The sequence below is a fragment of the Halalkalibacter oceani genome, assembly GCF_023715605.1.
Taxonomy (GTDB): Bacteria; Bacillota; Bacilli; order Bacillales; family Bacillaceae_D; genus Halalkalibacter; species Halalkalibacter oceani.
This window is the reverse complement of the sequence record NZ_JAMBOL010000009.1, coordinates 75,954-93,814: the sequence shown is the minus strand read 5'-3', so window position 1 is coordinate 93,814 and position 17,861 is coordinate 75,954. Positions and strand designations below refer to the sequence as shown.

Below are 17,861 nucleotides of genomic sequence, written 5' to 3'. Positions count from 1 at the left end.
CCGACTTGGTAAAGGTGAAACAAATTCTTGCAAAACAAGTCAAACGACCCATTTGATCGCTGGACTATGGTAGAACATAAATCACAGCATGATTCAACATCAGGCTGCTCTTGTTACGAGCCCGCTTTATAGAACGAATGAATGAAGTTGTAAAAGAGCGTCTCCGTTGGCAGCAGCTCGCGGTCAACGGGTGTCACGACGCCGATCGTACGCGGGATTGAGGGATCGACAATCGGGATTTTTACGGTTGAGCGCGGGACGTTGTCGAGCATCGTAACTTCCGGGATGAGCGAAATGCCAAGTCCGGCCGAGGCCAGTCCCTTTAACGCATCGACATCATCTCCTTCAAAGGCGACGGTCGGTTCAAAGCCTTCTTTCACGCAGGCGGAAACGATCATATCGCGAAAAACGAGCCCTTTTGACAGCAAAATTAATGGCTCGCCTTCAAGCTGAGGCAGGCGGATCGCCGAGCGGCCGGCGAGCGGGTGAGTGATCGGCACGAGGGCCACGATGTTTTCCGTAAACAAAATTGAGCCGTTGACGCGCGTATCTTCAGTCGGTACGGGACCAACTAAACCCATATTAAAATCGCCATTCATCACTTCCTCAATGACAGTGCGATAGCTGCTCTGCTTCAGCTGGAATTTTGTATCGGGGTACTGCTTGCGGAAAGCCGAAATCACCATCGGCAGCATATAGGCAGCCAAGCTGATTGGAAAGGCGATCCGCACCGTCCCTTTTTCCGGCTCGAGCTCTTCGGCAATCTCCCGCTTGGCCTGCTCAATCAGCCTCATCGCATTGCTCATCCGCGCATAAAACATCCGTCCCGTCGGCGTTAACCGCAGACGTCTTCCTTGCCGGACAAACAGCTTTACGCCCAGTTCCTCTTCCAGATTGGCGATTTGCCGGCTGATCGCCGACTGAGCGACAAGCAGACTTTCAGCTGCCTCTGTCATATGTTCAAGCTTGGCAACTTCCATAAAATAAAGAATCTGTCTAAACTCCACCGCGACCTCTCCTTCAATTAATCTCATAATGAGATTGATTTCATCTTTTATTTATATTGTTACGATTATTGTAACAGTATAAAATGAAATTAAAATAAAAATATTCGGAAATCAAAATTAAATATAGATAAAAAAGAAAAAGTCGGAGAGAAGGGGATTCCTTAAGATGAATGTGACGAAAGAGAATGAGACTAAGCAAGTAGAGCTTGCAAAAAATTATGTTGAAAAAGTATTTTCAAAAGTGGAACGGCAAAATGGCCATGAAAGTGAGTATCTTCAGGCGGTGAAAGAAGTATTTGACTCACTGGTCCCGGTTCTTGCTGACGAACCGCGTTATATCGAGGAAAATGTGTTAGAGCGGATCGTAGAACCGGAACGGGTTATTATGTTTCGCGTCCCGTGGGTGGATGACCAAGGGCAGGTGCAGGTCAACCGCGGCTACCGCGTTCAGTTTAATAGCGCATTAGGGCCTTATAAAGGCGGGCTTCGTTTTCATCCTTCCGTTAACCTAAGTATTATTAAGTTTTTAGGGTTTGAACAGATTTTCAAAAACTCGCTTACAGGACAGGCGATCGGGGGAGGAAAAGGGGGATCCGACTTTGACCCGAAAGGAAAGTCAGACCGCGAAATTATGCGGTTCACGCAAAGCTTCATGACTGAGCTTTCCAGACATATTGGCACCGATATTGACGTGCCGGCCGGCGATATCGGCGTTGGCGCGCGGGAAATCGGCTTTATGTTCGGCCAATATAAAAAGCTTCAGGGCGGCTTTGAAGCCGGCGTGCTGACTGGGAAAGCGGTCAGTTATGGCGGCAGCTTGGCTAGACCGGAAGCGACAGGCTATGGCGCGGTTTACTTTGTGGAAGAAATGATGAAGCATCACGGACTTGATTTTGCAGGACGTACCGTAGTGGTATCGGGGTCGGGCAATGTTTCGATTTACGCGATTGAGAAAGCGACCGAACTTGGAGCGAAGGTAGTCGCCTGCAGCGACTCAAATGGTTACATTTATGATCCGGACGGTATTGATCTTCAGACCGTTAAACGTCTGAAGGAAGTCGAAGGAAAGCGGATCAAGGAATACGTCGACAGTCATCCTGGCGCTTTCTATACAGAAGGCTGTGAAGGAATCTGGACATTGCCGTGTGAAATCGCGTTGCCATGCGCGACGCAAAATGAAATTGATGAAGCGGCCGCGACGCAGCTTGTAGCGAACGGTGTAATTGCTGTCGGTGAGGGAGCGAATATGCCTTCCACTCTTGAAGCAATCAGCGTTTTCCATCAGAATCAAGTACTGTTTGCTCCGGCAAAAGCAGCCAATGCCGGTGGAGTGGCTGTCTCTGCCTTGGAAATGGCGCAGAATAGCGCCCGGATGTCCTGGACATTTGAAGAGGTTGATCAGCAGCTGAAGAAAATTATGATTGATATTTACCACAACAGTGTGGCTGCGGCGACGAAGTATGGAGAGCCGCGCAATCTTGTGTTAGGAGCCAACATCTGTGGCTTCGTGAAAGTAGCCGATGCGATGTTAGCGCAGGGTGTTGTGTAAAGAACGCGTAATCAAAGCAATGGGAAAGCCTGGAGAGAAGCGAATCTCTTCTCTCCAGGTGACTAACAAGCAAAGCGATTGGTCATGAACGACTTTTTGAACACGATTCTTTCGCGACGACATAAATGTGAACATGATACTAAATTAAAAAGACTGATTATTCTGACAAAAAAGAGGTGATAAATGATGAAACAAAACTGGGATGAATGGCAGGAGAAGGTTGTCAATGAGGAATATGTAAAGCCCGAGTTGCTCGAAGAAAAGATCAAACGCAAAAACAAAGAAGCAAAGCAAAGACAACTCGCCTATTTCCAAATGAAGGTCAAGACAATCGCGAGTAAATGAAGGATTGAAGAAACTCCCTTACATGATGGTAGGGGAGTTTTTGTGTGAGTAGAAGTAATCAGGGAACGGCGCTTGTTTTCTGATGCGAAGAGTGTTACGTAGAAGGGGATGGCGCTTAATTACCTGCCTCGCCGGACTACAGTTTTTTAAAATGAAGAAGGAAGTCGACTTCCCACGTTACAGTGAAGAAAAGCGCGCTTGTCTCTAGCTGCAGCAATCCGCCTGACTGTCATTTACCGGGAGGGTGACACGGCAGACGCCGGTTTCCGGCAAATCAAGCTCGACCTGTCTTGCGGCGCTGGTATCACCGCAAAGGTAGGCGGTGATCGAGCGGATTTGTTCATAGCCGGTTGCCATTAAGAAAGTCGGGGCACGTCCGTAGCTTTTCATGCCGGCGATATAAAAATGTTCCTCCGGCTGCTTTAGTTCCAGCTCCCCGTGAGGTCGAACCGTTCCGCAGCTGTGCAAGTTCGGATCAATGAGCGGAGCGAGTGCTTCGACGCTTTCCGTCACCGAATCAATGCTTAGCCGGAGTTCGCGCAGAAAGGAAAAATCAGGCCGGCTGCCGGCATTGACGATGATTTCATCGATCGATTGAATCGTTGTCGACTGCTCGTCGATTTGAGCGTGGATTGTCACTGTCCCATTCTCCTTTTTCAGCTCTTGAATAGAGCAGGAAGTTTTGACGTCGATCAGGCCGGAGTCAACAAGCTGATGGATGCGGGTGCCGAGCTCGCCCCGGGCCTGTAAAGCATCCTTTTCTTCGCCTCCGTATGCCTGCTCAACCTGCTGCTTGCGCATCAGCCAAATGATGTCGGTCGCTGGTGCGGATTCCTTTAATTTGGCGAGGTCGAGCAGGGTATTTAAGGCAGAATGACCGCTTCCGACGACGGCAATTCGTTTGCCGCGGTAACGCTTTTCGTTTTTGCCGGAAATATCGGGAATTCCGTAAGTGAGATGAGCGGAAAGGCTGCGTTCCTCCTTCGTCCAGACTTGATCGGCATAAGCGGGATTTGGCTGTCCCCAGGTGCCGGTGGCGTCGATGACGGCCTTTGCGTGGTGACGTTCTGTCTGGCCTTTATTATTTTCGGTATAGATTACAAAAGGGGTTTGATGGCGCTTCGCATTTTTCATTTTATCGCTGTTTTGTTTGCTGATTGCCGTTACCCGTGTATTCAAGAATAGATATGGCTTGATTTCAGGCAGGTCGGCGAGAGGTCGCAAATAGTGCTCCACAAGCTCTTTGCCAAGGGGGAGAGCATCTTTGTCCGGCACGCTCCAGCCGTGCCTGGAAAGCAGCTTTGCTGAAATTTTATCAATATTGTAGCGCCACGGGGAGAAGAGGCGGACATGTCCCCATTGGTGGATGTTGTGTCCGACTTGGCTGCCCGCTTCAAACATGAGAAACGGGTGCCCGCGCTCAGCTAAATGAGCGGCCGCGGCTAGCCCAACTGGTCCTGCGCCGATAATTGCTACAGGGAGGGACGGGTCTGGCTGCCTGGTTTGTTCCTCGAAGAACGGTTTTCTGATCGGCTCACAGCAGCTAGTTGTTAAAGGGATTTCAAGCTTTGTTTTCATCATAAACTCCTTATTATTTATTTGTAAAATGCAAATATATGAGAGGGGGAGGGGCGCCCGGAATGGTGCGCCTTGTCGTTGTCTTCATTGTGCTATAGCAAAGGCTGGCAGCAAACCGTCGCCTTTGCCATCGCTTCGTTTAAACGTTTGATCGAACGGAGGACGACTTCTTTTTCAAATTCATTCATATCAGAAAACACTTCTTCTAAATAAGCATTCATTCGTTCGTCGATTACTGTTGCGACATATGTTCCTTCCGCGGTAAGCGAGAGGATTGATACCCGTTTGTCGTGCGCCGAGGGTGTTTTCAGAACGAGGTTGCGCTTAATAAGTGTTTGAATTTGCCGGCTGAAGGTTGTAATGTCCATTGCCAGCGTTTCGGCAATTTGCTGCATTGATGGTTCGTGCTGTTTATCAATTTCGTACAGGATATGACTTTGAGCGAGGGAGAGATCGACGTCGCCAATGGAACAGCAATTTTTGTCGAGGAATCCAAAGCGCCTTGTCATCGTTTGGAATAATTCTCTTTTGTTTTCCATCTTGCACCTCCTATAAATGGTTATACTCTATTTATTTGTATTTTGCAAGTGTTGTATACTTTAAGAATGGAACGTTTTTTGAGAGGAGAGATACAAGTGACCATTGCGATCCGGACCATGAAGCGAGATGATTGGGAGCAGGTGAGAGCGATCTACGAGGCAGGAATTGAAACGGGAAAGGCAACCTTTGAAACGAAAGTCCCTGAGGAATATGACAACTGGCTTAAGCAAACGAATCCGGCCTGCTGTCTTGTCGCGGTGCAGGAGCAAACGATTATTGGGTGGAGCAAGGCGTCTCCTGTCTCCGAACGGCGTGTTTACGCAGGCGTCGGCGAGGTCAGTGTTTATGTCAAAGTGGAGGCGCGCGGTATCGGTATCGGTGCTCGTTTGCTGCGGGACCTGATCAATGTAACAGAAGAAAACGGCTATTGGACATTACAGGCAACTGTTTTTCCGGAAAATGAGGCCAGTCTTCATCTACATAAAAAGAATGGTTTTCGGGAAATCGGCAGACGGGAACGAATTGCCCAGCTTAATGGGATTTGGCGGGATACAGTGCTGTTAGAGAGACGGAGCAACAAAGTCGGGCTTGGATGATGTTGTTTAGCGCAGCTATTTTTGGGTAGAGTAAGAAAGGAGTTTATCAATTGGGTTGAAAGTGAGCGAATGCTATGAGTAAAAAGGTGAATCAAAGTGAAGCAGGCGGGAATGCCTCTTCGCGCTATGGTGCGCGGAACCTGTGGTCAGGGATTTTGTTTGGTCTTGGTCTTGTCGCGTTTTTTGATGAGGCGGTCTTTCACCAGCTGCTGCACTGGCATCACTTCTATGATAGAGCAACAACCGAAATTGGCTTAATCTCAGATGGTCTCTTTCATGCTTTCAGCTGGTTTGCGACGATCGCCGGCCTTTTTTTGTTCGCCGATTTGCGGAGAAGGAATGCCTTATCCCGCGGCACATGGTGGGGCGGCGTCCTTGTTGGCGGCGGAGGATTCCAATTATATGATGGCGTCATCCAGCATAAGTTGATGAGGATTCACCAGATCCGCTACGTCGACAATGTCATCGTTTACGATCTGATCTGGAATGTCCTGGCGCTTGTAATGATTGCCATCGGCCTCGTGTTGCTTCGCCGATCAAAAAGGCAGGCCACCACAGAAAGGAAGGTTCAGTTTTGATGCCGGCTGCACATTCCCTTCATCATGGGCATGAAATGGCCGGAATTCATGTGGAGATCACCCTGCTTGCACAGCTTCTGCTTGCCTTGCCATTCGTGCTCGCGCTCATTTTTTATGTCAGTGCGGTGTTCTTTACGAATCACCGTTTTAGACGCTGGCCGCTTCACCGAACCGTATTATGGATCGCCGGAGTTGGGTGCGCTTTAGTAGCGGTTATCGGTCCACTGGCGGAGAAGTCGCATCACGATTTTGCCGCGCATATGACCGGGCACCTGTTTTTAGGGATGCTCGCCCCGCTGCTGATGGTGCTGGCTGCCCCGATGACATTGGCGCTGCGATCGCTGTCTGTACCGTGGGCCCGCGCTTTATCGAGAGTGTTAAAAAGCCGCCCGGCCCGATTTGTCAGTGATCCGGTGGTGGCGACTCTGCTCAATATCGGCGGGCTGTGGCTGCTCTATACGACAAATTTGTTTAACGCGATGCATGACTCGCTATTGTTGCATCTATTTATTCATCTCCACGTCTTTATCGCCGGTTATCTGTTTACCGCGGCGATCATTTCGATCGATCCGGCCCCGCATCAGGCGAGTGTGCGATACAGGGCAGTTGTCCTGCTGCTTGCCCTGGCGGCGCATGGCATCCTGGCAAAATATTTGTATGCCTATCCCCCTGACGGTGTACCGCCTGCCGAGGCCGAGGCAGGGGCGATGCTGATGTATTATGGCGGGGATTTGATCGACGCTGTTCTCATCTTTCTATTCTGCGCCCAGGTGTATCGCGCAACGAGACCGAGAGCAGCAGTGGTGGAATCAGCGTATTAATAGAACAGAAGATATTTATAAAAAGCCGGCCATTCGCGAAAAATGGAGTAAAGGTCGCGCCATTCAAAGAGGTCGGCATGGGCGCCGGAGACGTTTTCAATGCCGGCTTTGTGAAAAGCGAGCTTCGTCCTTGTAATGTGAAAATACTGGCTGATGACGGTGACAGACGTAAATCCCGAATCGTTCATGATCGCGTCTGTATGCTTCGCTGTTAAAAACGTATTGTTTCCAGCTGAATCTGTAAGAATTTGTTCGGCTGGGATGCCGCGGTTCATTAAATAATCTTTCATCACTTCTGCTTCATCAAAGCCTTCTTTCCCTACTCCTCCACTGACGATAATGAAAGGAAAGTAGCCCTGCTGATAAAGGTCGGCGGCTTTGTCCAATCTCGCCTGCAGGCGATGGGCGGGTTGACCATTATCATCGACTTTGTTTCCTAATACGACGGCAACATCGGTTTGCCGGGCATCATCCTGCAAGCCGTCGGCGATCATGATGGCGGAATGAATTATAAACCAGAGAAGCAGGACGAGCAGAAGCAGTCCACTTCCTTTTATCCATCTTGTCCTTAGCATCAGTTCTCTTCTCTTTTCTCACCAGGTATGTTTTCGGCAAAGTAGTTTAACAAAAAGGATAGAAAGGTCTTCACCGCCCTCAGCGTCAGGCTGTTTGCACGATAATAGACCCACATGCGCCGCGAAGCGACAGTTCCATCCTTAAAGTGAAGCGGCTGAAATGGGAGATGGGCGTGCTGAAGCAAAAAAAGCTTCGGTACGATAGCGTAGCCCAGTCCGGCATCGACCATCCGGACACAGGTCTCATAGCTGTCCACTTTCATGAATGCTTTCGGCTCATCGGTAAAATGCTCTCCCCACCATCGCTTGATCATATCCTCAATTGTGATCTTTGTATGATTAGGAATTTGAGAAAGGTAGTCAGGCTCCTGGAAACAGATTCTCGGTTCGTCAGGGAGGGAAGCCAGCGTGATAGGCGAGCTTGAGACAATGCCGACTTCATCCTCATGCAACAGCTGCTTCTCGCCAGTCCAGGCAAAATCCCCGCGGACAATCGCCAGGTTAATATCCCCGCTCTGCAATTTCTTGAAAATTTCCGAGCTCATCCCGGAATGGATATAATATTGGATCTCTGGATGCTGGCGATGGAATTGACTTAACAGAGGAGGGAACAGCGAATTGCATACATAGCTGTTCACGCCGATACGCAGGTTTCCGGCGTTGGCCAGCTCACGCAGCTGATCCTTCGTTTCGCGCAACAGCTGGAGCTGCTTATGGGCATAGTGTATTAAGGAGCGGCCTTCAGGCGTCAAAGTCGGCGTTTTGCCTTCACGGTAAAATAAGTCAATCCCGAACTCTTCCTCAATTTGCTTGATGCGGTAGGCGAGGGCCGGCTGCGTTGTGAAGAGCCGCTTGGCTGCCTGCGTAATATTAGGCTCGTGTTCTAAATAGGTCAGCATTAAGCAATCTTTCTCGTTCATCAATCTCGTCTCCTTTTCCTCATTATAGACGAAGAGCGGAAAGGAAAGAAGAGTGGCGCCCGAAAACGTCAATGCTCGGGGGCCACTCTTCTCATTAAAAAGCAGTGGGCGTCACTTCTCCTTTTAAAACCGGTGCGCGGGCTTACTGGTAATGAATCAAGTTGGCAATGACGACCATGATGCCGCCGAACACGATCCAGATAACGATAAGCGGCCAGGCGAAGCGGAACCATTTTTGAAAGGCGATTCCTGAGACGGCGAGTGCTCCCATTAACGTGGAGGAGGTCGGATTGATCAAATTAGTGAAGCCGTCACCGAGCTGAAACGCGAGCACCCCGGTTTGGCGCGTGACGCCGAGCAGGTCGCCGAGCGGCGTCATGATTGGCATCGTAATCGCCGCCTGACCGGAGCCTGATGTAATAAATAAATTAACGAATACTTGGAAGAGATACATTCCGAGTACTTGCAAGGAGCTTGGCATTGTATCGACGACAGTGGAAGCATAGAAAACGATTGTATCAATAATGGCGCCATCTTCCAGAACGACGATAACTGCTCTGGCCAGACCGATCATTAAAGCGCCCATCACGATACTTTTTGCTCCTTTTACAAATTCCTTCGATATTCGGCTTGGTCCGTAGCCGGAGACAAGTCCTGCCACAATCCCCATCGCTAAGAAGAGCGAGGAAATCTCAAGAATATACCATTCATGAACGGAAACACCCCAAAGCAAAACGATAATTCCAATCAGAAAGACGGAGATCGCCATCATATGTTTTCCTGTAATCGTTGAATCGACGGCGACTCCTTCGATGTCAGCTTGATTTTGTTCTGTTTCCAGCTCATAGACGAGACTGTTGCGTTGATCCTGCTTCACTTTATTTGCGTAACGAATGATGTAAAGCGACGTAATGATCAGCAGCAGGATCAGAATAATGGCGCGCAGCCACATCCCCGAAAAAAGTGGAACTTCGGCAATCGACTGGGCGACACCGACGCTGAATGGGTTGAGCAGCCCCGCGGTAAAGCCGATGTTGCTCCCTAAAATGACCATTGCCGTTCCGGTGATCGCATCGTAACCGAGCGACCGGGCGATGAGAATCCCGATCGGCACGAATACCATTGATTCCGTGCTCATTCCCATTGTAAAGCCGCCGACAGAAAACAACGCTAAAAAAGCGGGAATGACAAAGGCCGAGCGTTTCGAAAACAGCCTGGTCGTCCGGCCGGTGACTGCGTCAATCGCTCCTGTCGACATAATGATCTGGAATGTACCGCCAATAATTAAAATAAAGAAAATAATATCACTTGAATCATTAAAGCCTTCAACAATTGAAACAGGGAACAGGAGCGGATTAAATGGGGAAGCCTCGGTTTCTTCATAGCTCCCTGGTACGACGACCGTCCGCCCTGAATTGACGTCCTCGGCCCGCTCAAACTCACCTGCCGGGATCACATAAGTGAGCAGGGCGGCGAGTAAAATGATGATAACGAGCAAGACATACGTGTGGGGCATCACGAGAAGCTTTCGCAATCCGCTTCCTGCCCCGGGTTGCTTCGGTTCGGACATATTAGATTCCTCCTTTAGTGGATAAAGTCGCGGCCAGCTCTTCTTTGGCCTGCTTGGCCAATTCCGGCTGCTCAAATACGTCATAGGCTGTTAAGGCGAGCGCCGTTGCGGCTTGCAGCAAGCCCTGCATGCCTTCTTCTGACTTTGTTGCCTCCGTAAAAGCCGGCGTGTGCGTAATCGCCTCGCCAATTTTTATATAAGGATGAATCGTCGGCACGAGCTGGCTGACATTCCCGATATCCGATGAGCCGATGCCTGATTGAATATCGGAAGCATCGACTTCAACGCCGATGGCCTCTAAATTGTCCTTAAATAGATGGCTGAGCACGCGGTTGTTGATCCGTTCTGCATAGGTAAGGCCTTCCTCCATCGTGCAAGTTGCTCCGATGGCTTCGGTTGAGCTGGTAATCGCTTGATAAACGCGTTTTTTAACGAGGGCGAGCTCTTCCCGTGTTTTCGCCCGTAAGAGGAAGCTCGCTTCGCAATGATCGGGGATAATATTGGTCGCGTCTCCGCCTTTGCGAATGATTCCGTGGACGTTTGCTGATTTATGCAAGGCAGGCAACAGCTGTTTGATCGCAGCGAAGCTGTGCAGCATCGCGTCGAGCGCGCTGATTCCTTGATCGGGATTGGCGGCGGCATGAGCAGACTTCCCTTTAAACGTAATATCAACATCGACGCAGGCCAGACTGCCGCGGAAAATCATTGTCTTATCGCGGGGATGGCACATTAACGCGGCATCGGCATCGTCAAACCAGCCGTTTTCCGCCAGCAAAATTTTCCCGCCACCTTCTTCTTCAGCCGGAGTGCCGAGTACGATCAATTTTCCGGCAATATCGCCCAGCGCCTGTTTAAGCGAAACAGCAGCGCAGACAGCTGATGTACCGATGATGTTATGGCCACACGCATGACCGAGCTCAGCGAGGGCGTCATACTCTGCTAAAAGGACAATCGTCGGCCCGCTTTTTGTTCCCGTCCACTCAGCATGGAAGGAAGTCGGAAGCTCGGGCAGCAGCTGACGCTTAACCGTGAAGCCCGCCTCTTCAAGCGGTTCGGTCAGCCATTGGCTCGCCTGAAACTCTTCAAAACTGAGCTCCGGATGAGCATGAATTTTTAAGGATAAATCAATCCATTTTTGTTTCGTTGCTTCGATTGTTTCCTTAATTACTATTTTTTGCGGATGCAGGTTCATCGTTGTCCCTCCTGAATTATGATAATTTTCAGTATATTGAATGATGAAATAAATGAAAAATAAAAATCTTTATGCCTGGTATAAAACTTTTTGATGTCAGGTTATATCATGAAAAAGTTGTTCCTTTCAACGGACGATAGTATATATGATAAATAACAAATAGAGAAACGATTCAATCTGAGAATGGAAATGGTTGGACGGAGCAGAGAGAGTAATTGTTGGCACGGTAATTGCATTATAAAAGGTGAAGAGAACGAAGGGGGAAGCAACTATGAAAAAAGAGCAAACGATATCGGTGATTGGGATGCCGATGGATTTGGGACAGAAGAGGCGCGGGGTCGACATGGGGCCAAGTGCGATGAGATATGCTGGATTGATTGAGGAACTGGAGAAACTCGGTTTTAACGTTCGCGACTATGGCGATATCGCGATTGACCGACCGGGTTCCGATGATACGCAGGAACTAAGAAATATAAAGGAAGTCATTGAAGCAAGTGAGAAATTGCAGCAGCAGGTAACGGCGATTCAAGAGAAAGACAGTTTTCCGCTCATTCTCGGAGGAGACCACAGCATGAGCATCGGCTCGATCGCCGGGATTAGTAAGCGCTATAAAAACCTCGGTGTCATTTGGTACGATGCTCATCCTGATATGAATACAGCTGAAACGTCGCCATCCGGCAACATTCACGGGATGCCGCTCGCCGTCAATTTAGGCGTCGGCCACCCGAAGCTGACAACGATTGGCGGCTATGCGCCAAAGCTGAAGCCGGAGAACGTCGTCATTATCGGCGCGCGCGATATTGATGAAGGAGAGCGTGAAATGATTAAAAGGCTGGGGATAAAAGTCTTTACGATGCACGAGGTCGACCGTCTCGGCATGCAGCGGGTAATGGAAGATACGATTACCTACCTGGCGGAAAAAACAGACGGTGTTCATCTCAGTCTCGACCTCGACGGGCTTGACCCGCAGGAAGCGCCGGGTGTCGGGACCCCTGTACTTGGAGGACTGACCTACCGCGAAAGCCATCTTGCTTTGGAAATGCTGGCCGAAGCAGAGCTGATCACCTCAGCCGAATTCGTCGAAGTAAACCCGATCCTCGATGTCAAAAACCACACAGCCGACGTAGCCGTCGCCCTCATCACCTCCCTACTAGGCAAAAAACTATTGTAGGAGGAACGCAGTCAAAAGTGCTTTTCCTTTTGACTGCGTTCCGAACAGCGTGTGGAGCCGGCGCAATGTTTTAAAGGCAGAAGGAAAGTGGTTTTCTTTCCTTCTGACCGCGCGCCGGGCGGAGTCGCTGCTAGGAAGAATCCGAAGTAACCGCCACGATCTTTTAAAGTCCGGTGTGAGTGGATTTTTCACAACGGACGTGTGGCGAGTGAAGCCATTGCCCAGCCTTGGAATCTTTTTGACTGCGTTCCGAACAGCGTGTGGAGCCGGCGCAATATTTTAAAGGTCAGAAGGAAAGTGGTTTTCTTTCCTTCTGGCCGCGCGCCGGGCGGAGTCGCTGCTAGGAAGAATCCGAAGTAACCGCCACGATCTTTTAAAGTCTGGTGTGAGTGGATTTTTCACAACGGACGTGTAGCGAACGAAGCCATTGCCATTTTGACTGCGTTCCGATTCGGCTTTGCCGTCAGATTTTCCTCATAAACTGTTCTATTTCCACGTCCTTTGAATAGTGTTAGTATCGAGAGATTAACGAGGACGGGGGTTCGTTATATGCAATTTTATTACGGAAATCAAATGCCGCTGCGTGTTCTTGATGAGGCGGAGTTTTGGAAGCATCAGGAGGAAGAGCATACGGTTGTCATTAGGGAGCTTGTAGGAAATCTCGAACAGGAATATGTAAACGCCTTAAAGGAATGGGAGGGTGCCTTTGCGGAAACGCATCACCGTGTCATAAGATATATCGAAACGGTCAACCGTTCAAAAGGACAAGTTTCTCAGGCACTCTACCAGGATATTATGCAGCTTACGGCCTTTTGCTTAGAGCAAAGCAATGAATTTATTAATCTCTGCCGGACAATTATGGAAGAAAGTCGACCCGTCAGTGCCAATCCGACAGCGAAAGTTGTGTTAAACCATATTATTGTAGAATCCGAGTATTTTATTGGTGTGGCGCAAACGATCCTTTATCAATAAGAGCGTTATCCCAGTTGTACCAGGAGCCAACCTAAATTCAAAAAGCCGCATTGTTCAGTGGAGCAATGCGGCTTTCTCATGGAAATTAAAGCAACTCAGCCTTATGGAATATGTAATTATTGCTAAAAAGTATGTTTATTTACCAGATTTTTATCCCCATACAGGAAATGGTTATAAAATAAAACATATTGAGGAGATTTGACCATGAAAGTCTTATCAAAAGCTGCAAAAGTGGCCTTACATATTAATTTTTAAAAGGAGGAACAGAATGAACCGTCTATATCTCTTAGTAGCATTAGGTCTTCTATTGACTGGTTGTGGTACACAGGCTGAAAGTCAACAATCAACGGAGGAATTGATGGAAGGCTCTGGAGAAAAGGTTGGAAAGCTAGATTTCATTCCCGACGACCTTCCTGATTCAGTAGAAACAGTCAGAGTGAGTCAAATGAGTTTGCAAAAGTATTATGATTCATTAACAGAGCTTTATGCTGATACTAACGTGATAGCGGAAGTGGAGATTACAGGTGTTGAAAAAGAAGTGGAGTCTGAAGATACTACTTATTACAATGCAAGAGTGCTAGACGTTTTAAAAGGAGAGCTTTCCACGAAAGAAATCCAGGTTAATCAGGTTGGAATCATGGAAGAAGATGAAGGCAGTGGAGAAGTGTATGTTCTACGTGACAATCCACTAATGGAAAGCAAGGAAAGATATATTTTGTTTCTCGATCCGCATCCTTCTCAGAAAAATGTTTATTCCATAACCGGTGAATATCATGGGAAATTTGCAGTGGTAAATGAACAAGTTCATTCGGTTGAGAATCCCTTTTCTCCTGAAGAATCTTCTGTAAGCCTTAACGCTTTTGATCCGGAAAAAAGCCGCTCCGTTAAAGGGATGGCGGTTGATGAGTTTAAACAGATCATTCAGGAATTAGAATAATACGGTTTTTCCCTTTGGAAATCAAATAGAGTGGAGAGGAAAATGGACATCATACTGGAAATATTGAAGCAGGATGACGCAAAGAAATTATATGAATTTGAGCTTGAAAACAGAGCGTATTTTGAAAAAATGGTACCGGACCGTGGGGAGGATTACTATCATTTCGACACCTATCAAATAAGGCACAACGCATTATTGGAAGAGCAAAGAAAAGGACAGGCTATCTATTATTTAATAAAGGACAAAAACGGTTTAATTATTGGCCGGATGAACATAGTAGATATCGATTTATCTCGTCAATTGGGCTTTATCGGCTATCGGGTGGGAGAAGCGTATACAGGAAAAGGAATTGCTAGTCGAGCCGTCCAGCTGTTACTAAGCATAATTGACAGGCAATCCATTACACAAATTTCCGCGAAGACGACGACTGATAACATCGCTTCCCAAAGGGTGCTCGAGAAAAACGGATTTGAGTACATCTCGACAAGTAATCAGGAATTTAACATAAATGGGAAAAGCGTAAAGTTTATCTATTATAAGTGGACGGTGTAAGGCTTTTGAAACGTCAGGTATGGCCGCGGCAACACAAAGTCTGCGCAACTATCAAGCCTGAGACAGAAGGGAACCCGACCTTTTGCTCAGGCTCTTTATCATCTCGTTATTTATCCTTTCTTCCCCGCTACATTCAGCCGTTTCATCCGGTATTGCAGCGTTTGGCGGCTTAGCCCCAGCTCCTGCGCTGTGTTCGTGATGTGTCCGTGATGGCGCTCAAGCGCCTTCTGAATATAGAGCTTTTCGGCCTCAGCCAAGTAATCTTTCAGAGGACGCGCCTGATAAGCGTGTTCCTCCTGAAGGGCGGGGAGGGGGTGATTCGGTGGAGTGAGCTGGGTCCGGTGCCGGAAGTGATACGGGAGGTGAATCCAGCTGATCTGTTCTTCGCCGATGAGTAAATTCATCGCGCCTTCAATGACATGCTCCAGCTCACGGACATTCCCTGGCCAGTCGTACTGGAGAAACAGTTCGGCAACGTCCTCGTCCAATCCTTTGACCTCCATTTGAAAGATGACATTGTATTTATGAATAAAATGGTCAGCCAGCAGCAGAATGTCCTCTCGGCGCTCGCGTAATGGCGGTATAAACAAAGAAACGACATAAATCCTTGCGCAACCGGTTGGCCGCTATCGCTTCAACAGGGTCTTCATTGATCGTCGACAAAATCCGGACATTGACCTTTCGATCGACGGTATCGCCGATCCGGCGAATGGATTTCTCCTGAATCGCCCGCAGCAGCTTTGCCTGCAGGAGTGGGCTGAGCGAGTTAATTTCATCAAGAAGCAATGTTCCACCCTCGGCTTGTTCAAACAGGCCCGGCCGTTCGGCCGCCCCGGTAAAGGCGCCTTTTTTCGTGCCGAAAAGCAGTCCTTCTATTAACGTCTCGGGCATTGCCGCACAATTTTGTGAAATAAAAGGAGCCTGCTGGCGGTCGCTGCCATTGTGAATGCTCTGGGCGAACAGCTCCTTGCCGGTGCCCGTCTCGCCGACGATTAAGACGGACGAAAGCGTGCGCGTCGCCCGTTTGGCATTCTCGATGACCTCCGTCATGACCGGGCTTTTGCCGATCAGGCTGTCAAACGTAAAGCGGGTTCCGCGACTTTTTTCGGCTTGCTGCTGGCGGATTAATTGCTCGAGCTTCGTCACGTCTTTGGCGATTTCAACGGCGCCCATCACAGCACCGTTGCGGTAGACGGGAAATGTATGGTTGATCGTATTAATTTCTTTCCCCTTGTTTGTGAAATACGTTTGCTTGACGTTGCGAATTTCCTTTTTTGAATGAAGGGCATCAAGTAATGTGCTTCGCTGGCCTTCCTCGAACAGAAAGACATCGAGAAAATCCTTTTCCAACACCTCCTCCTTGGAAAGCGACTCAATCTCCATCATTTTTTCATTATAAATAATCGTTTTGCCGGCTTCGTTAATGACGTGGATGCCGACATCAATCTCATTGATCAGCTGCTCATATATCATAATTTGCTTCAAGTAATCATCTATTTTTAAAGAATCCATTTTTAAAGCCCTCCTGCTGCTTTCCTCCAGTCTAAAAAGAAAATGTGAAAATAGCAAATATCCTTTTCGCTGCAAATAGGAAGTAAGAAGAAAATAGACAAAAAATTTTTCGATAAGGCAAAAAAATTATTGTTTGCGACAAAAAAATTGGCACTTATCACTGAATGAGGTGAGAGATGCTGAAGAAACGTTTGGCATAAGACTTGCAAATAAATGATGTGGGATTGAAAAAGGAGGAGATTGGGTGAGAACACCAGAGATTATTCAGCGAACAGAACAGCTTGGGGCGCGGAACTACCATCCGCTGCCGATTGTCATTTCAGAAGCGAAGGGGGTTTGGGTGAAAGATCCGGAAGGAAACCGCTACCTAGATATGTTGAGTGCCTATTCGGCTGTCAATCAGGGCCACTGCCATCCGGCGATTATTGGCGCCTTGAAGCGCCAGGCGGAGAAGGTGACGTTGACGTCACGCGCCTTTCACCATGACCAGCTTGCCCCTTTCTATGAAAAGGTTTCGCGGCTGACAAAGAAAAATATGCTGCTGCCGATGAATACCGGAGCGGAGGCCGTCGAGACAGCGATTAAAGCGGCGCGACGCTGGGCGTATGACAAGAAAGGAGTGCCGGATAACTGCGCGGAAATCATCGTCTGTGAAGACAATTTCCACGGCCGGACGATGGCGGCGGTCTCGCTTTCCTCTCATGAGGACTACCAGCGCGGCTTTGGACCGCTGCTGCCGGGGATTAAAGTGATCCCTTACGGCGATTTGGACGCATTAAAGCAGGCGATTACCGCTCATACCGCCGCATTTCTACTTGAACCGATTCAGGGGGAAGCGGGGATCCGGATGCCACCGGCCGGTTTTCTAAAGGAGGCAGCTGCCTTGTGCCGGCAGGAAAATGTGCTGTTTATCGCTGATGAAATTCAATCAGGGCTTGGCCGCAGCGGGAAAATGTTCGCCTCTGACTGGGAGAACGTCGTCCCCGATATGTATATTCTCGGCAAGGCGCTCGGCGGCGGGGTCTTTCCGATATCAGTTGTTGCTGCTGACCGCGCGATTTTAGAGGTGTTTGAGCCGGGCTCACACGGCTCGACCTTCGGCGGCAATCCGCTGGCCTGCGCTGTTGCTGTTGCCGCGCTTGATGTGATGGAGACAGAGCAGCTCGTCCAGCGCTCTCTTGAACAGGGGGACTATTTGCAGCAGCAATTAAAAGAGCTGAAGCAGCCTTTCATTAAGGAGGTTCGCGGACGGGGGCTGTTCATCGGCGTCGAGCTTGATCGGGCAGCCCGCCCGTATTGTGAGCGTTTGATGGAAGAGGGCATTCTCTGCAAGGAAACGCATGACAATGTGATTCGTTTCGCGCCGCCGCTAATTATTACGAGGGAAGAGCTTGATTGGGCGATGACCCGGATTAAAAAGGTGCTTTCTGCATAACCGGATGCGTA

General features: G+C 48.8%; 17 protein-coding genes and 1 pseudogene. 10 read left to right on the top strand and 8 right to left on the bottom strand.

Features of this window, described 5'->3' with window-relative positions; translation table 11 throughout:
* Positions 1-113: 113 nt before the first annotated feature.
* Positions 114-1,007, bottom strand: a complete 894-nt coding sequence (gene gltC, locus M3202_RS11695) for a glutamate biosynthesis transcriptional regulator GltC (protein WP_251223507.1) — start codon at positions 1,005-1,007, stop codon at positions 114-116.
* Between the two features lie 166 nt (positions 1,008-1,173).
* On the opposite strand from gltC, the gene gdhA reads away from it, so the two are divergent.
* Together gdhA and M3202_RS11685 are read left to right on the top strand one after the other, a co-directional pair.
* Positions 1,174-2,556 (top strand): NADP-specific glutamate dehydrogenase, encoded by a 1,383-nt coding sequence (gene gdhA, locus M3202_RS11690; RefSeq protein WP_251223506.1) that lies wholly within the window; start codon positions 1,174-1,176, stop codon positions 2,554-2,556.
* A gap of 183 nt (positions 2,557-2,739) precedes the next feature.
* On the top strand, positions 2,740-2,901 hold the full coding sequence (locus M3202_RS11685) for a hypothetical protein (RefSeq protein ID WP_251223505.1): 162 nt from the start codon (positions 2,740-2,742) through the stop codon (positions 2,899-2,901).
* 204 nt (positions 2,902-3,105) lie between these two features.
* Here the strand turns inward: M3202_RS11685 and M3202_RS11680 are convergent, their stop codons facing one another.
* Together M3202_RS11680 and M3202_RS11675 are read right to left on the bottom strand one after the other, a co-directional pair.
* Positions 3,106-4,479 (bottom strand): NAD(P)-binding domain-containing protein, encoded by a 1,374-nt coding sequence (locus M3202_RS11680; RefSeq protein WP_251223504.1) that lies wholly within the window; start codon positions 4,477-4,479, stop codon positions 3,106-3,108.
* Between the two features lie 92 nt (positions 4,480-4,571).
* Positions 4,572-5,018 carry a MarR family winged helix-turn-helix transcriptional regulator gene (locus tag M3202_RS11675; protein ID WP_251223503.1) on the bottom strand — a complete coding sequence of 149 codons (447 nt, stop codon included), beginning with the start codon at positions 5,016-5,018 and terminating at the stop codon, positions 4,572-4,574.
* A gap of 96 nt (positions 5,019-5,114) precedes the next feature.
* Between M3202_RS11675 and M3202_RS11670 the strand changes: the two genes are divergently transcribed.
* The 3 genes from M3202_RS11670 (at position 5,115) to M3202_RS11660 (ending at position 7,014) form a co-directional block, all read left to right on the top strand.
* Positions 5,115-5,615 (top strand): GNAT family N-acetyltransferase, encoded by a 501-nt coding sequence (locus M3202_RS11670; protein ID WP_251223502.1) that lies wholly within the window; start codon positions 5,115-5,117, stop codon positions 5,613-5,615.
* A 74-nt stretch (positions 5,616-5,689) separates the two neighbouring features.
* Positions 5,690-6,193, top strand: a complete 504-nt coding sequence (locus M3202_RS11665) for a DUF2243 domain-containing protein (RefSeq protein ID WP_251223501.1) — start codon at positions 5,690-5,692, stop codon at positions 6,191-6,193.
* Positions 6,193-7,014 (top strand): cytochrome c oxidase assembly protein, encoded by an 822-nt coding sequence (locus tag M3202_RS11660; protein ID WP_349775618.1) that lies wholly within the window; start codon positions 6,193-6,195, stop codon positions 7,012-7,014. Before M3202_RS11665 ends, M3202_RS11660 begins: the two co-directional genes overlap by 1 nt.
* Here the strand turns inward: M3202_RS11660 and M3202_RS11655 are convergent.
* The 4 genes from M3202_RS11655 to M3202_RS11640 form a co-directional block, all read right to left on the bottom strand.
* The gene (locus M3202_RS11655; protein WP_251223500.1) at positions 7,011-7,589 is read right to left on the bottom strand and encodes a YdcF family protein; all 579 of its coding nucleotides are present in this window, start codon (positions 7,587-7,589) and stop codon (positions 7,011-7,013) included. The two genes, M3202_RS11660 and M3202_RS11655, sit on opposite strands and share 4 nt — an antisense overlap.
* Positions 7,589-8,509 carry a LysR family transcriptional regulator gene (locus M3202_RS11650; protein WP_251223499.1) on the bottom strand — a complete coding sequence of 307 codons (921 nt, stop codon included), beginning with the start codon at positions 8,507-8,509 and terminating at the stop codon, positions 7,589-7,591. The genes M3202_RS11655 and M3202_RS11650 overlap by 1 nt, the downstream gene beginning before the upstream one ends.
* Before the next feature lie 142 nt (positions 8,510-8,651).
* Positions 8,652-10,079, bottom strand: a complete 1,428-nt coding sequence (locus tag M3202_RS11645) for a YfcC family protein (RefSeq protein WP_251223498.1) — start codon at positions 10,077-10,079, stop codon at positions 8,652-8,654.
* Between the two features lies 1 nt (position 10,080).
* The gene (locus M3202_RS11640) at positions 10,081-11,271 is read right to left on the bottom strand and encodes a M20 family metallopeptidase (protein ID WP_251223497.1); all 1,191 of its coding nucleotides are present in this window, start codon (positions 11,269-11,271) and stop codon (positions 10,081-10,083) included.
* A gap of 271 nt (positions 11,272-11,542) precedes the next feature.
* On the opposite strand from M3202_RS11640, the gene rocF reads away from it, so the two are divergent.
* From rocF to M3202_RS11620, 4 genes are all read left to right on the top strand, one after another.
* Entirely contained in the window at positions 11,543-12,442 is a 900-nt protein-coding gene (gene rocF / locus M3202_RS11635) for an arginase (protein WP_251223496.1), read from the top strand.
* A gap of 549 nt (positions 12,443-12,991) precedes the next feature.
* On the top strand, positions 12,992-13,414 hold the full coding sequence (locus tag M3202_RS11630; RefSeq protein ID WP_251223495.1) for a DUF2935 domain-containing protein: 423 nt from the start codon (positions 12,992-12,994) through the stop codon (positions 13,412-13,414).
* A gap of 268 nt (positions 13,415-13,682) precedes the next feature.
* Positions 13,683-14,351, top strand: coding sequence for a hypothetical protein (locus tag M3202_RS11625; protein WP_251223494.1), 669 nt, complete (start codon positions 13,683-13,685; stop codon positions 14,349-14,351).
* 42 nt (positions 14,352-14,393) lie between these two features.
* Complete coding sequence (locus M3202_RS11620) at positions 14,394-14,903, top strand: GNAT family N-acetyltransferase (RefSeq protein ID WP_251223493.1); 510 nt, start codon at positions 14,394-14,396, stop codon at positions 14,901-14,903.
* A gap of 110 nt (positions 14,904-15,013) precedes the next feature.
* Here the strand turns inward: M3202_RS11620 and M3202_RS11615 are convergent.
* A pseudogene (locus M3202_RS11615) lies at positions 15,014-16,415 on the bottom strand (sigma-54 interaction domain-containing protein).
* Between the two features lie 244 nt (positions 16,416-16,659).
* On the opposite strand from M3202_RS11615, the gene M3202_RS11610 reads away from it, so the two are divergent.
* Entirely contained in the window at positions 16,660-17,850 is a 1,191-nt protein-coding gene (locus M3202_RS11610; RefSeq protein ID WP_251223492.1) for an ornithine--oxo-acid transaminase, read from the top strand.
* Positions 17,851-17,861 lie beyond the last annotated feature (11 nt).

Coding starts and splice junctions, on each gene's coding strand:
- M3202_RS11645 (WP_251223498.1), bottom strand. CDS start 10,079: ATGTCCGAACCGAAGCAACCCGGGGCAGGAAGCGGATTGCGAAAGCTT.
- M3202_RS11680 (WP_251223504.1), bottom strand. CDS start 4,479: ATGAAAACAAAGCTTGAAATCCCTTTAACAACTAGCTGCTGTGAGCCG.
- M3202_RS11625 (WP_251223494.1), top strand. CDS start 13,683: ATGAACCGTCTATATCTCTTAGTAGCATTAGGTCTTCTATTGACTGGT.
- M3202_RS11660 (WP_349775618.1), top strand. CDS start 6,193: ATGCCGGCTGCACATTCCCTTCATCATGGGCATGAAATGGCCGGAATT.
- M3202_RS11630 (WP_251223495.1), top strand. CDS start 12,992: ATGCAATTTTATTACGGAAATCAAATGCCGCTGCGTGTTCTTGATGAG.
- M3202_RS11640 (WP_251223497.1), bottom strand. CDS start 11,271: ATGAACCTGCATCCGCAAAAAATAGTAATTAAGGAAACAATCGAAGCA.
- M3202_RS11665 (WP_251223501.1), top strand. CDS start 5,690: ATGAGTAAAAAGGTGAATCAAAGTGAAGCAGGCGGGAATGCCTCTTCG.
- M3202_RS11650 (WP_251223499.1), bottom strand. CDS start 8,509: ATGAACGAGAAAGATTGCTTAATGCTGACCTATTTAGAACACGAGCCT.
- M3202_RS11685 (WP_251223505.1), top strand. CDS start 2,740: ATGATGAAACAAAACTGGGATGAATGGCAGGAGAAGGTTGTCAATGAG.
- M3202_RS11655 (WP_251223500.1), bottom strand. CDS start 7,589: ATGCTAAGGACAAGATGGATAAAAGGAAGTGGACTGCTTCTGCTCGTC.
- gdhA (WP_251223506.1), top strand. CDS start 1,174: ATGAATGTGACGAAAGAGAATGAGACTAAGCAAGTAGAGCTTGCAAAA.
- M3202_RS11620 (WP_251223493.1), top strand. CDS start 14,394: ATGGACATCATACTGGAAATATTGAAGCAGGATGACGCAAAGAAATTA.
- M3202_RS11675 (WP_251223503.1), bottom strand. CDS start 5,018: ATGGAAAACAAAAGAGAATTATTCCAAACGATGACAAGGCGCTTTGGA.
- rocF (WP_251223496.1), top strand. CDS start 11,543: ATGAAAAAAGAGCAAACGATATCGGTGATTGGGATGCCGATGGATTTG.